12 protein-coding genes are annotated in these 13,282 nt (G+C 35.0%); 5 read left to right on the top strand and 7 right to left on the bottom strand.

What is annotated here, in order from left to right; genetic code table 11:
- Window positions 1-2 precede the first annotated feature (2 nt).
- The 4 genes from AAA926_RS03065 to AAA926_RS03050 all read left to right on the top strand — a co-directional run bounded on the left by AAA926_RS03065 (window position 3) and on the right by AAA926_RS03050 (window position 3,518).
- Window positions 3-785: an ABC transporter permease gene (locus AAA926_RS03065; RefSeq protein WP_338211834.1), complete on the top strand. Its 783-nt coding sequence runs from the start codon at window positions 3-5 to the stop codon at window positions 783-785.
- Between the two features lie 100 nt (window positions 786-885).
- Complete coding sequence (locus AAA926_RS03060; protein WP_223897011.1) at window positions 886-1,089, top strand: hypothetical protein; 204 nt, start codon at window positions 886-888, stop codon at window positions 1,087-1,089.
- A gap of 136 nt (window positions 1,090-1,225) precedes the next feature.
- Window positions 1,226-1,597 carry a cupredoxin domain-containing protein gene (locus AAA926_RS03055; protein ID WP_187154408.1) on the top strand — a complete coding sequence of 124 codons (372 nt, stop codon included), beginning with the start codon at window positions 1,226-1,228 and terminating at the stop codon, window positions 1,595-1,597.
- A gap of 13 nt (window positions 1,598-1,610) precedes the next feature.
- Window positions 1,611-3,518, top strand: a complete 1,908-nt coding sequence (locus AAA926_RS03050) for a copper-translocating P-type ATPase (RefSeq protein ID WP_338211833.1) — start codon at window positions 1,611-1,613, stop codon at window positions 3,516-3,518.
- A 52-nt stretch (window positions 3,519-3,570) separates the two neighbouring features.
- Here the strand turns inward: AAA926_RS03050 and AAA926_RS03045 are convergent, their stop codons facing one another.
- The 7 genes from AAA926_RS03045 to AAA926_RS03015 form a co-directional block, all read right to left on the bottom strand.
- Complete coding sequence (locus AAA926_RS03045; RefSeq protein WP_338211832.1) at window positions 3,571-4,290, bottom strand: antibiotic transporter permease; 720 nt, start codon at window positions 4,288-4,290, stop codon at window positions 3,571-3,573.
- Window positions 4,290-5,021, bottom strand: a complete 732-nt coding sequence (locus AAA926_RS03040) for a multidrug ABC transporter permease (RefSeq protein WP_338211831.1) — start codon at window positions 5,019-5,021, stop codon at window positions 4,290-4,292. Before AAA926_RS03040 ends, AAA926_RS03045 begins: the two co-directional genes overlap by 1 nt.
- Window positions 5,022-5,023: 2 nt before the next feature.
- Window positions 5,024-5,788: an ABC transporter ATP-binding protein gene (locus tag AAA926_RS03035; protein WP_338211830.1), complete on the bottom strand. Its 765-nt coding sequence runs from the start codon at window positions 5,786-5,788 to the stop codon at window positions 5,024-5,026.
- Between the two features lie 193 nt (window positions 5,789-5,981).
- Entirely contained in the window at window positions 5,982-8,774 is a 2,793-nt protein-coding gene (locus AAA926_RS03030) for an ABC transporter permease (protein ID WP_338211829.1), read from the bottom strand.
- A 12-nt stretch (window positions 8,775-8,786) separates the two neighbouring features.
- Window positions 8,787-9,488, bottom strand: a complete 702-nt coding sequence (locus tag AAA926_RS03025) for an ABC transporter ATP-binding protein (protein ID WP_034977613.1) — start codon at window positions 9,486-9,488, stop codon at window positions 8,787-8,789.
- A 46-nt stretch (window positions 9,489-9,534) separates the two neighbouring features.
- On the bottom strand, window positions 9,535-10,347 hold the full coding sequence (locus AAA926_RS03020) for a Cof-type HAD-IIB family hydrolase (protein WP_338211828.1): 813 nt from the start codon (window positions 10,345-10,347) through the stop codon (window positions 9,535-9,537).
- 140 nt (window positions 10,348-10,487) lie between these two features.
- A complete protein-coding gene (locus AAA926_RS03015; protein WP_370466784.1) occupies window positions 10,488-12,092 on the bottom strand; it encodes an APC family permease in 1,605 nt (534 codons plus the stop codon).
- Between the two features lie 261 nt (window positions 12,093-12,353).
- On the opposite strand from AAA926_RS03015, the gene AAA926_RS03010 reads away from it, so the two are divergent.
- The gene (locus tag AAA926_RS03010; protein WP_338211826.1) at window positions 12,354-13,082 is read left to right on the top strand and encodes a YebC/PmpR family DNA-binding transcriptional regulator; all 729 of its coding nucleotides are present in this window, start codon (window positions 12,354-12,356) and stop codon (window positions 13,080-13,082) included.
- Window positions 13,083-13,282: the final 200 nt, after the last annotated feature.

The raw sequence follows: 13,282 nt of genomic DNA, 5'->3' as shown, positions 1-13,282 counted from the left end.
TTATGAAAAGTAAACTTAAAGTAGTCAAATCGTTAATTAAAATTGCCTTATTGCAAACTATTAGTTTCAGGTTAGACACATTGTTTGGGATAATCTCTTCTATATTGTGGTTAGGCATTCCTATAGCTTTTTTTAAGGTAATTTATCTAAATGTTGATACTATCGGTGGTTGGACCTACAAAGAATGTCTGTTGTTGGTTGGCGTTTATACTATGCTTGACGGCTTCTTAATGGCTTTCTTGGTCAAATCAATGCCTAAAATGGAAAAAGACATTAGAGAAGGAACCTTAGATTCAATTTTATTAAAACCAATTAACGCTAAGGTATATTACTTTTTTAGTGCAATTGAATTTACACAATTAATTAATTCGGTGCTGGGACTATTTGTAATTATTTATGCATGTCAGGGTATAAGTGTTAATATAGGCCAGGTGTTGTTATTTTTGCTTTCTTGCGTTTTTGGCTGCATTTTATACTATTCTCTTTGGTATTTATGGACAATTTCGGCATTTTGGTTTCCAACAAATTTTGGCAGAAATGATTTGTTTTTAAGTATGATACAAATGAGTCGCTACCCTGCAAGTATTTACAGGGGACTGGGTAATATTATTTTTAATTTCATCCTGCCTTTTGGACTAATTGCTTGTCCTGCAACAATTATTTTAATAAGACCACGGCAATGGCAAATAATGTTATTGCAACTCTTGATAGCTTCACTATTCCTTTTCTTAGACCATTGGGTATGGAATTTAGGCTTGAGGAAATATAATGGAGCAGGTAGATAAAAAGAATTATGATTTTGAATTAAATACTTGCATAGCATTAGAGGTTTTTCTAAAATAATCCTGTTAGTTTATATTTAGAATATAGGAAATGGGATAGACTTTGAAAGACGAACTTCTTACAATTAGTTTAAATGATACAGTAGTAAAAGCAGCTAAGGCTAATCTGGAAAATTATGGACTTTCTGTGGCAAAGTATCTACAGTTAATGCTGTTTTTGGCCGCTGATAATAAGGCCGAACTTAAGCAAATAATGGTGGACAAAAATGATCTGACTCATTGGTTAAAGCGATTAGATGCAGATTAATAAGGTAAAACTTACTGAAAAAAATCAGTAAGTTTTTTTTGAGCATTTATGTTTACATTTGTAGATACATAATTTATACTAAACTTAGTTTACAAATGTAGACATTAATAATAAGCTTCATCGGGGAGGAATTATCATGAATAAAATTATTATCTTAGCTTTGGGTCTTGCACTAATAGCTTTTATTGCATGGTGGTTCTTTGGTAGCCATCAAGTAGAAGAGGAGAAAGCCACTATGAAGTCAAACAAACAGAGTGTTGATATTGAAGTTAAAGGTGGTTATTCACCAGAAAGAGTTGTTCTTAAAAGGGGAGTACCCGCTACTTTAAACTTTAAGAGAACAGACTCCTCCAATTGTTTAGATCATGTTGTATTTTCAGATTTTGGAATAAATCAGAAATTACCTGAAGGCAAAGTAGAAACGGTTAAAATAGATACTTCAAAACCAGGTGAATATCAATGGGAATGCAGTATGAACATGTTTCATGGTAAGGTAATTGTCAAATAGCTAAGGAAAAACAATGAAAATTACAACACGTTTTTGGACGTCGCTAATATTATCACTGCCAATGCTTCTGGAAATGATTATTCATCCTTTTACTGGATGGATGTTGCCAGGTGGCGAATGGACCATGCTTATTTTTACAACAATAATTATGTTGATTTCAGCAGGTCCATTTATTACTAGTGCCTGGTCTGCCTTTAAAAAGCACCATTCAAATATGGATACCCTCGTTGCTTTAGGAACATCGATAACTTATATCTACAGTATTTATGCGATGTTTACTAAAAGACCTGTTTTCTTTGAAAGTGCTGCTTTTGTTATTACTTTCGTCTTATTAGGGCAGGTTTTAGAAGAAAAAATGCGGGCAACTGCTTCTGACGCTATGGGGAAATTGCTTAATTTAGGTGCAAAAAATGCCTTAGTAAAGCGCGATGATCAATTTGTCAGTATTCCTATCACTGAAGTTGTGAAGGGCGACTACATACAAGTAATGCCTGGACAAAAAGTGCCAGTTGATGGCAAAATTGTTTCTGGCAATTCAAGCATTGATGAATCTATGGTAACTGGCGAAAGTATGCCAGTTAAAAAAGTGACAGGCGATCAGGTAATAGGAGCTACAATCAATCAAACGGGATCATTTGTAATGCAAGCCCAAAAAGTTGGTAATGAAACTATGCTGGCGCAAATTATTGAGATTGTTAAAAAGGCACAGAACAGTCATGCACCGATTCAAAAATTAACTGATAAGGTTGCAAATATTTTTGTTCCCACAGTTTTGATTATTGCAATTGTAACATTTTTAGTTTGGTATATTTTTTTAGATAAAAGCATAGCAACTGCGTTAGTTTTTGCCGTTGCGGTTATGGTTATTGCCTGTCCTTGTGCTTTAGGGCTGGCAACACCAACTGCATTAATGGTTGGAACTGGTCGTGGTGCCAAAATGGGAATCCTAATTAAAAATGGAGAAATTTTAGAGGCTGCAAACAGCATTGATACTATAGTTTTTGATAAAACGGGAACGATTACAAAAGGTCAACCACAAGTAACAGATATTGTTGGAGATAAAGAAAATGTCCTACAATATGCTGCCAGTTTAGAGAAATTATCTGAACATCCTCTCGCTCCAGCTATATTAGCTGCGGCTAAGAAGGAAAAGTTGCAGTTAAAAACGGTAGAAAATTTTACTGTAATTGAGGGATGGGGTGTCACTGGTAAAATTTCTGGTACAAATGTTGCGGTCGGCAGTCCCAAAAAACAAGAAGAAATTAAAATTGCTCCAGAATTAGAAGAGCAAATAGTGGCATTGCAAAATGAGGCAAAAACAGTAGTGTCTGTTGTTCAAGATAATCAAGTGCTGGGTCTAATTGCAATTCAGGATGCTCCTAAAGTGAATGCCAAAAATGCGATAAACGACTTACATCGTTTGGGCTTGAAAACTGTCATGTTAACTGGAGATAATCAGCAAGTAGCCCAGGCTATTGCAGAACAGGTGGATATCGATCAGGTAATTGCTGAGGTTTTGCCGGTTGATAAAGCAGCAGTTATTAAAAAATTACAAGAGAAGCACCATGTCGCATTTGTTGGTGATGGGATCAACGATGCGCCAGCTCTAACCCAGGCAGATGTTGGAATTGCCATGGGTTCGGGTACGGATGTTGCCATCGATGCGGGTGGTATCGTGCTTATCAAAAATGACCTGGAAGATGTTGTTCGCGCTTTGAAGCTTAGTCGCAAGACTTTTAATAGGATAAAGCTAAATCTGTTTTGGGCTTTCATTTATAATGTACTGGGTATTCCAGTTGCCGCTGGTGTTTTTGCAGGTGTGGGTCTCACACTTAGTCCGGAAATAGCAGGATTAGCAATGGCCTTTAGTTCATTATCGGTTGTAATCAGTTCAGTTTTGTTAGGAAAAACAAAAATATAGATATAAAAATAGCAGTCGCAAATCTTGCGACTGCTATTTTACTGTGTAAGCTTTAATAATGGTGTTTACCTTTAGCCAGAACTGGCTTGATTTGGCTAATATAAGCTAAAATTCCAATAATGAGCCAAATAAATGTAATTAATGCACTGTACATCAAATTGGCGCTACCAGTTTTGATGTAAGTAACAGGTTCTGCAAAAGGAAATAATAAAGCAATTTCTTTTAACCATTCAGGATAAGCTGAAATTACAACTAGGACTCCTGATACTAATTGGGCTAAACTGCTAAAAATATTCTCCAAAAAGTAAGGATCATTCATTTGCCATGAGATGGCCCAAGATACAAAACCTAAAACGCAGCCATAAATACATAAAAGCGGTAGCATGAGCAAAGCTCGTTCAATAATGACTATGGGAGAGCCGGCTAAGTACAATAAAAATAGGTTAATTAATGCTAAAATGCAACCTATAATGATGGCAACAATGCATTTAGAAAGCCAATACATGATACTAAAAGGTCTTTTGGCAATTAATTCAAAGTCAATTTTTAAGTCTGCATCATTAATCACAGCGGAACAAAATGTTTCAAGAGCAAGTACCGCAGCATCTATTGCAATTGAACTGATCGCAACATCCCAGTTAAATTGATTAGAATACTGCATATTGATTAATACTAACAGGGCCAGATTTATCATTGGCGTGATAAAGAAATAAGTTAGTTTGGTACGCCAATTATTGAGAAAAGAAAGGCCAGAGAATTGTGTAGCAAACATTAGATAATTTTCAGAGCTCCTTTCTTTCTGACAAGGTCGTTAATTTTTCTCACAATAATAACAATTAACAAAAGCCAAAGAAGTAAACTGCAAAAATAAGCAGTCCAGTTGAGACTTTTATTATGGGACAAAGAAGCAATTGGTCCAGTTATAGGAATAAACCACTGAGAAAACTTGGTTAAGGGATTCAAAATGGTCTCATTGCCAAATAATCCCGCTAATAACAAAATAGGGGTGCCAATTAATCCCTCATAAACCATTGCATTAGGTGAAAGAGTAAGAAATGAAGAAATTAAAATTCCCATTACTGAGCATCCGATCCACAGTAGAAAAATTAGCAAAATCTGGTACAGAGAAATTTTACCAGTAGTTACTCCTAAAATTTTTGCAAGAATATAAGCAATAGGAAATGAAAATAAACCATAGCTCGAAGCAGGTAAAAGTAAAGTAATTAAAGAAGCTCGCTCGTCATATTGACTGTTTAGCAAATATGGCAGCGTTCCTTTGTAACGTTCAAAACCGATACAACCGGCAACGGTTGTACACGAAGTCCACATGCCAAAAATACCACTTTGCAGCCACAATTGTGGATTATTCAAATCGTGAGAAGCATAGGCCATAATATATTGCATCAAAAAAATGGAAACAGTACTAGTGATTGTTAACCAGACAAAGTACTGATCGGAAAGATAATCTTTTACATGAAAGAGGAAAAGACGAATAAAACGCATATCTAATTCCTCCTTAGTTTAGGAGCTATTGCCAAATAAGCTTCTTCCAAATTTTTAGGTTTTTGGTTGATTTCTTTTTCAGCCAAACCCAAAACAGCAGAAACGGTGCCAGTGAAAAAAACTTTTCCTGCACCTAGAATAACTACATTTTTAGCTAGCTTTTCAACTTCTGACATGGTGTGACTTGTTAATAAAATACTAATGCCGGAATCTGCTAATTTTTTAATAGTCTTCTGAACGCTTTGCGCTATTTCAACATCTAAACCACTAGTAGGTTCATCTAAAAGTAATAAACTTGGATTATTTAACAAGGAACGAGCGATATGTAGTCTCTGCGTCATTCCTTTAGAAAATTTCCCTACCTTTTTATTTGCGACATTATCCAGCTCAACAATAGACAGAACTCGCTTTATTTCTTTTTTTTGCTTACGAAAGGGTACTTTGGCCAGATCCGCAAAAAATTGTAAATTTTGCTTTGCTGTGGCGTTACGGTAAAACCCTAGATCTCCACCAAAAGAAACGCCTATGTTGGGTCTTTTACGAGCAGTAGTAATATCCTGTCCGTTTAAAATTACCTGACCAGAAGTAGGGAGCAAATAGCCACCTATAATTGAGACAGTGGTAGTTTTCCCCGCACCATTAGGTCCTAATAGAGCTAATATTTCTCCTTGATCAATTGTAAAAGAAACATCGTCTAAAGCTTGAAACTTTTGGTTTTTATCTTTATATGTTTCTATTAAATGTTTAACTTGTAAAATATTATTCAATTTTATCTCCAAAATTAATTTGTTGGAACTTCATCAATTAAAAAGGAAGGATGATCAAGTTCTTTATACACGTTAATTTGAAGATCTTGTTGTGAGCATTAAATCTAATGAGTAAAGTATAACATATTTTTATTTAGTTTTTAATTTTTGCAGAAATAAATAGAACTGTTCTTATTAGAGCAGTTCTATTTATTTAATCAACTGATTTTAAAGCTTCAAGCATATCAAGGTCTTTTAATTTTTTGTTAACAATAAATCCTAGAACTATTGTAATGATACCGATAACTCCTAACGGCCACAGAAAACTTGAAACAGATAATGCCGGATTAAACATGACATTGTCAGGTGGCACCACATAAAGAATATAGCGGTAAAGCAAATCTCCTGTAAGATAGCCGACTAAAATGCCAATACCTGTTAAAAGAATAGTTTCGCGATAAATATACATCGTTACTTCATTATCGTAGAAACCTAAAACTTTGATGGTTGAGAGTTCGCGAATTCTTTCGGCAATATTGATGTTGGTCAAATTATATTGAATTACAATTGCTAAAAGTCCGGCAACTACAATCAAAACAACCATGATCAAGTTAAGAGATTTTACCACCACGTCCAGCTCTTGGCTAACTGCAGTGTTTTGCACCACTCCTGCCACACCATTAAGAGCCATAAATTCTGCAGCAATTTTTCTCGTGTTTTTGCTAGTGGAATTTTTTAAGTTAACAAGGTATGCATTTGACGTGAAGCGTTTGTTAAAAATTTTCTGATATTGCGTTTTGTTCATGAAAATGAAATGTCCCATGTACATTTCAGTGATGCCAGCTACCTTCATTTTCCTAGATTGATTATTTTTATCCATTAGAGATATATAGTCACCTTTGTTCACTTTGAGCAATGTGGACAATCGTTCTGAAATAATAACCCCGTTGTTTGATAAGTGCAATGTCTGCTTGGTTTTACGATTATTTAAATGAACATAGTTCTTCAGTACTTTGCTAGAAGAAGGAGCAATTAAGGTAATATCTTGTGTATCACCAGTTTTACCAGCAGTTTTAGACATTGACTCATAATAAATTGGTGTTTCTGACTTAATACTGTCTTCTTTTAATTTGCTATTTAAAGCTTTGTGCTGATGCTTTGAAATATCAGGCTTCTGGGCAACGATCATGTTGTAGTGAATGAGATCATTAAATTGCCTGTTATTCATATTAGTAATCGAATTTTTTACAGCAAAACCGGCAAAGAGCATAGTAGCAGCACCACAAACACCAAAAATAGTCATCAGCATGCGCTTTTTATAACGAAAAATATTACGGGCAGTAACTTTATGAGTAAAGCTGAGATGGTTCCAAATAAAAGGAATTCTTTCCAGCAAGATTTTAGAGCCTGCTGCAGGAGGCTTAGGCAATAGTAATGCGGCCGGTTTTTCTCTAAATTCATTTTTAGCAGTTAAGTATGCAGGCAAAACGGAGCTGATCCAGGACAATAATAAAGCGATCAGACTGATTTGCCAATGAAAGTGTAATTCAATGGGCGGGATGGTCAGAGACTTGTAATAAGCATGATAAACAATTTGTGGCATCAAAGTGTGTCCCAAATAAACGCCCAAAATAGTGCCGATTGTACCTGAAATAAAGCCATAAGCGATGAATTTATTAATTATGACCTGATCATTATAGCCTAAGGCTTTCATTGTACCAGAATTGATTCTTTCTTCATCAATAAAGCGGTTCATTGTAGTAAAGGTAACTAAAGCGGCAACAAAATAAAGAAAAATAGGAAATACTTTAGCTAAATCTTCGACTACTTGCGCAACTGTTGTGTAAACTAAATTGCCTTCACCGCCTGGTACCTCGCGCCTATTGTATACGCTATAGCTTGGCAGAGCCAATTTCCGCAATTGCTTTTTAGATTTTCTGATTTCTTCTTTGCCACTTTTAATTTTATTATTGATTCTCGCAGATTTACGAGCAAAGATCTTTTTTTCTTGTTTTAATTTTTGCTCGCCTGCAGCAATTTCTTGCTGAGCCTGTTGTAGTTGCAATCTTGCTGCTTGAGGTAAATTAGCTCCTGCAGCTTCAGTCTGTGATATTTGCGCATTTAATTTACTTTTTTGGAGGGTTAGTTGTTTTTCTGCGGAACTAATTTGCTCACTTGCAGCCTGTAATTTCTGCTCTGCTTGTTGAATTTTCTTTTCTTGAGGTGCAATTTTTTTGTTAGCGGCAGTCATTATTCTTTTCTGCCTTTGATGTGCGGTGTTTTTTAAGTTATCTTGTAAAACTTTTTTATGGTGCTTAACTTTACTAGTGTAGACTTTGCCATAAGAGTCAAGACCACGCAAGTCTTTGTATCTTAGGTTAGCCACTGTATAAACCGTATGATTAAAAGCATCAGGGCTGACTACTGCATAACCTTTAAGTTCTCCAGTACCACTGTTACTTTGACCTAAGTTTACATTTGATAAAATTTGACTGGACCGAACGAAACCTGTGATTTTGAAGCTTTTTCGTTTTAGCAGAGTGCTTCCTAAAATATTCTTCTTCTCTGTAAAACTGATATTTTGGCCAATTTTATATTTATGTGAATAATGGTCTGCCAAAGCAATTTCATTTGTTTTTACTGGCAAACGACCTTTACGCAATTCATATTTTCCTACTGATTTTGGTTTTGAAAAAATACGAAAACTTTCTTGACTATTTTTGACAACTGTATCTGTCATGTAGCCAAATTCAACGGTTTGCAAACCTTTAGTTTGTTTTATTTTTTGGCTATCTTTTTGGTCTAGTCCATAATTACAGATAACAGTGAGGTCAGCTGTTTTTAGTTTTTGAGCGTAGTGATTGCCGGTATCACGCATGTCAGGTCCTGTCACCATTAAACCAACTAAAGCAAATGCACCAATCATCATTAATCCCATGATAGAAACAAATTGTCCCTTAGTATGTTTAATTGATCGCCAAAAATCTTTCAGAATAACTTTATTCATGATTAGCCTTTTCTACCATTTAACGCTGGCAATATCTGCTGGATGTTTATTTTCTTCAATTTGCGTAACTTTGCCGTCATGGAAGTGAATCACACGGTTTGCAAGGGGAGCTAAAGCACTGTTATGAGTAACTATGACTACTGTAGTACCATTCTCACGACTCATATTGATAATGGTTTGCAAAACACTTTTACCGGTTTGATAATCAAGTGCGCCAGTTGGTTCGTCACAAAGTAAAATTTTAGGGTTTTTAGCTATTGCTCGAGCAATTGCCACTCTTTGTTGCTCACCCCCTGAAAGTTCTGCAGGAAAGTTATTAATGCGATTTTTAAGACCAACATCTATCAAAGCTTTGACCGGATCAAGTGCATCTGGAACTATTTCAGATGCCAATTCCACATTTTCTCTTGCAGTTAGATTTTGAATTAAATTATAAAATTGGAAAACAAAACCAATGTCAGTGCGGCGATAGCTGGTTAGTTGTCTTTTATTATATTTAGCAATATTTTTGCCATCGATAATAACATCCCCGGAACTATTAGTATCCATTCCGCCCAGAATGTTCAAAATCGTGGATTTACCTGCTCCTGAAGCACCTAAAATAATAGCCAATTCACCTTTTTCCACAGTAAAACTGACATCATTATTGGCTAATATTTCAGTATCTCCAGTTTGATAGCGCTTATAATTGTGTCTTACGTCAATATAACTCATGAAAATCTGTCCTTATTGATTTTAAAATAACTGATATAAACTTATTTTAATCTAGAAAACTTTCTAATACTTGTAAAACGCCCATTTCATTATTTGATGGTGCTTCATATTTTGCAATCTTTTTAAGTTTTTCATGACCGTTTTTCATCGCATAACTGTACCCAGCCAATTCAATCATTTCACGGTCATTCATGCCATCTCCAAACGCTATGAGTTCTTCTGGTTTAACATTGAAATATCTCAAAAAATATTTAATACCTTGCCCTTTATTAACATTGTTGGGCATAACATCAATATTATCGAAGCCACTAGTAGTACAGTGAATATGTTCAGGGTTTGTTTGATTGAACTTTTTTTCTAGTTCGCCAGCGAGCTTGGAGGAACAGTTTAGAGTTAGCTTTGTTAAACTATCGCTTGTAGGTATGTCAACTAATTTTGCAATCTCTACTACATTGGGGTAAAAGAAATGCATCATATTTTTAAATTGAGTCGGGGCTTTTTTGTTAATATAAGAATGATCTAACCCACTAGCGGCAATATGTACTTGTGGATAATTATTTTCAATAAAACTGATCAGTTTAATACCAGTTTTATAGGTAAAAACGTGACGAACAATTATTTTATTGTCTTGAGTGAGAATTGAACCATTATCAGCTACAATATCTATCCTGTCCAAGAAATCATAGAAATCTTGGCGCAAACGTGATAATGGCCTACCACTGGAAACTATAAAATGAACGTGATGTTGTCTCAACTTGGTTAAAATTTTTTCAAAGCGTTGATGATCATATTGTTTGTCATCATTTTCAAAAGTACCGTCCATGTCTACTGCTACTGCTTTAAAGGGAATATGTGTCATTTTAATCTCCTTAATATAAGTTCTCAGGTATATTATATAGTAATTAGCGTCAGGTTTAACTCCAGATATTCATTAATTTAAAAGCAAAATAAAAGCAAAAGCAGAAACGTTATTAGCAACATTCCTGCTTTTATCTATATTTATTTAGTTGTAATGGGTTTTCTTTTGCCAACTAGCCAGCAGATTAAAATTGCGAATACTGTTTCGATAATAATCAGGAAGATATTTATACCAATTTTTACCTGACCAAAATTAATAACTGCATTATTAAATAAAGCATTTTTTTCGCCTAAATAAAGGTCAAAGATAATTGAACCAATGATTAAGATGAACATAGTGATCCATTGTTTACGGTTAAATGCAATGCCATATTCTTCTTCACGACGTCTGATGCTTGGTAATATTACACCTAGGCCAATTAAAACAATAATGGCAACGATGTTGATAATTAGTTCATACCACCAATAACCGCTGAATTTTTTAATGTCTTGTGGTGCAATGCCTAAAATAGTAGCTGCAGCAGTAACTATTAGTAAAAATAGTCCTGCAAGATATCCTAATTTATCGTTTTTAATAAAGACATAGTCTGAAGTAAATTTTTTAGAGTTTTTCCTAATTTGCATGAAGGAGAAAAATATCCAGCAAGTTACTCCTGGTGAGATGATGCCATTTAAGTTCAATAGCCAATTAAAAATGTCGTTCATGTCTGGTAAAAAGATACCCAAGAGCATGATAAATGCTGATAAAGAAACGGTTAATACGTAGCCATTGATAGGAAGGCCGTTTTTATCTTTTTTCTGTAAAAATTTAGGCATGTACTTATCACCAGTATCAGAAATAAGCATTCTGGTCATGGCGTCAAGCAGCACTGCTAATAAAGCAGCATTGTAGAAAACAGAAGTCCAAGCCCATACATAAAGCAAAGTTTTGCCCCAACCGTATTGATGCCCAACCATATCAAAGACATAGTAGGCACCATTCATTTTTAAATCGTTTGGAATATGATAACTGTTGAAATATATTCCCAGAGCAAATGAACCGAAAACTGTTAAAAAAATAGTCATTAAGGCAAGTGCGATCATGGCTTTAGGAAAGTCAGACTTAGGCTTTTTCATTTTGGTTACATAAGGAGCAACAAGTTCACAGCCATTTAAGGCATAAATGAGCATTGCGATAGTTGTCCAATAATGCATGTCAAACTTGGGAATTAATGTCCGCCAGGTAAATGGCTGTGTAGCCATATGACCACCTGATTTTGCCAGTCCTAGAAATGCCAGGAAAACAAACATCAAGGTCATAATAAGCATGAGTCCACCACCAATGGTAGATAAGACTTCCATTGAGTGAGAAAAGTAATGTTCAACAATAATGAAAATAATAAACATGGCAAATGTCATCAAAGCAAATTTTGTGTTAGAGATTTGGCTTTGAAATTTTTCCGAACCTGTCAGCGCCCAACCAATGTCAACTATAATTTCATTAGCAGAATCAACAGCATAGGGAATAGAAGCAGCCCAGTATGTCCAGGCAGTAAAATATCCCAGAAATTCGCCATTAGTCCCACGAACCCAAGAAGATAAACCTCCACCTTCACTGTTAAAAACGGATCCTAGTTGCCCAACCATTAAAGAATAAGGAATAACATAGAATAAGCACATGATAATCCATGAAGTTACAACCGGCATTCCCTGGTTTTGGAAGTTGTACATTATATCGTCTAACCCAATAACGGTACAAAAAGCCATTAAGGTTAAAACGGGCCAAGAAATATATTTTTTGTTTGAATTTATTTCTTCCACTAAAGTTCTCTCCTTTGAAAAACAACTAATGTTTTTATTTTACTAATTAAATAAAAGGATGACCAGAGGCTAGATAAACTTATTTTAATGAAAGCACATTCATATTTAATTAAAAAAGCAGGAGAAATAGTTGCTTGTATTGAAATTTATGGTCCTCTGCGGTAAGATAATTACGTTAATGATAAGAAAAGAAAGAAGGATTCTTAAATGTCAGGACACTCAAAATGGCACAATATTCAAGGCCGCAAGAATGCACAAGACGCAAAGAGGGGTAAGATTTTCCAAAAATTATCTCGTGAAATTTACATGGCTGCAAAGAACGGTGGTCCTGACCCTTCCGGAAATCCTAACTTGCGTATGGTTATGGACAAGGCTCATGCTAACAATATGCCTAAGTCGAATATTGACCGTGCTATTAAAAAGGCAGAGGGCAATTCAGAAGAGCATTATGATGAAATCACTTATGAAGGATACGCACCAGGTGGTGTAGCTGTCTTTGTTGAAGCACTGACTGATAATAAGAACCGGACAGCTTCTGCAGTTAGAGTAGCCTTTACTCGTAACGGTGGTTCTTTAGGAGCAACTGGTTCTGTTGCTTATATGTTCAATCGTAAAGGTTATATTGTCATTGATCGCACAACTACTGATGCTGATGAAGATCAGATGTTACTTGACGTGATGGATGCTGGTGGAGATGACTTGCAAACCAGCGATGACGCTTATGAAATTTATACAGATCCAAAACAATTTGCACAAGTTCGGGATGCATTAGAAAAAGATGGCTATAAGTTAGCCAATGCAGAATTGACAATGATACCTGAAAACACAACGCCTGTTCCAGATGATAAAAAAGAGCAATTTGACCATTTAGTTGATGCTCTAGAAGATGACGATGATGTTCAGAATGTCTATACGGCTGCAGCTGACGAAGAATAAGAAAATATTCATTTAATTTAATGGATTCTCTAGAATCGAAATTTCGGTTCTAGAGAATTTTTTTGCTTGTTTAGGCTTAATATAAGCAAAGCATAAATAACTTTTTATTAATTTATCTTCAAAAGAATGAAATATAAATCCTATATTATATTTTATAAAGCTTATTTTAGAAGTTTTCTAGTTTTTTTGAATATATCTGA

The sequence above is a fragment of the Lactobacillus juensis genome (assembly GCF_036246285.1).
In the GTDB taxonomy this organism is placed as follows: domain Bacteria; phylum Bacillota; class Bacilli; order Lactobacillales; family Lactobacillaceae; genus Lactobacillus; species Lactobacillus juensis.
Note: the sequence above shows the minus strand (reverse complement) of the source record. Positions and strands in the feature narration are given on the sequence as shown.

Excerpts from the sequence above, each read along its gene's own strand:
- AAA926_RS03025 (WP_034977613.1), bottom strand. The coding sequence starts at position 9,488 with ATGAGTTATATTGACGTAAGACACAATTATAAGCGCTATCAAACTGGA.
- AAA926_RS03045 (WP_338211832.1), bottom strand. The coding sequence starts at position 4,290 with ATGTTTGCTACACAATTCTCTGGCCTTTCTTTTCTCAATAATTGGCGT.
- AAA926_RS03020 (WP_338211828.1), bottom strand. The coding sequence starts at position 10,347 with ATGACACATATTCCCTTTAAAGCAGTAGCAGTAGACATGGACGGTACT.
- AAA926_RS03055 (WP_187154408.1), top strand. The coding sequence starts at position 1,226 with ATGAATAAAATTATTATCTTAGCTTTGGGTCTTGCACTAATAGCTTTT.
- AAA926_RS03015 (WP_370466784.1), bottom strand. The coding sequence starts at position 12,092 with ATGGCTTTTTGTACCGTTATTGGGTTAGACGATATAATGTACAACTTC.
- AAA926_RS03010 (WP_338211826.1), top strand. The coding sequence starts at position 12,354 with ATGTCAGGACACTCAAAATGGCACAATATTCAAGGCCGCAAGAATGCA.
- AAA926_RS03065 (WP_338211834.1), top strand. The coding sequence starts at position 3 with ATGAAAAGTAAACTTAAAGTAGTCAAATCGTTAATTAAAATTGCCTTA.
- AAA926_RS03050 (WP_338211833.1), top strand. The coding sequence starts at position 1,611 with ATGAAAATTACAACACGTTTTTGGACGTCGCTAATATTATCACTGCCA.
- AAA926_RS03040 (WP_338211831.1), bottom strand. The coding sequence starts at position 5,021 with ATGCGTTTTATTCGTCTTTTCCTCTTTCATGTAAAAGATTATCTTTCC.
- AAA926_RS03030 (WP_338211829.1), bottom strand. The coding sequence starts at position 8,774 with ATGAATAAAGTTATTCTGAAAGATTTTTGGCGATCAATTAAACATACT.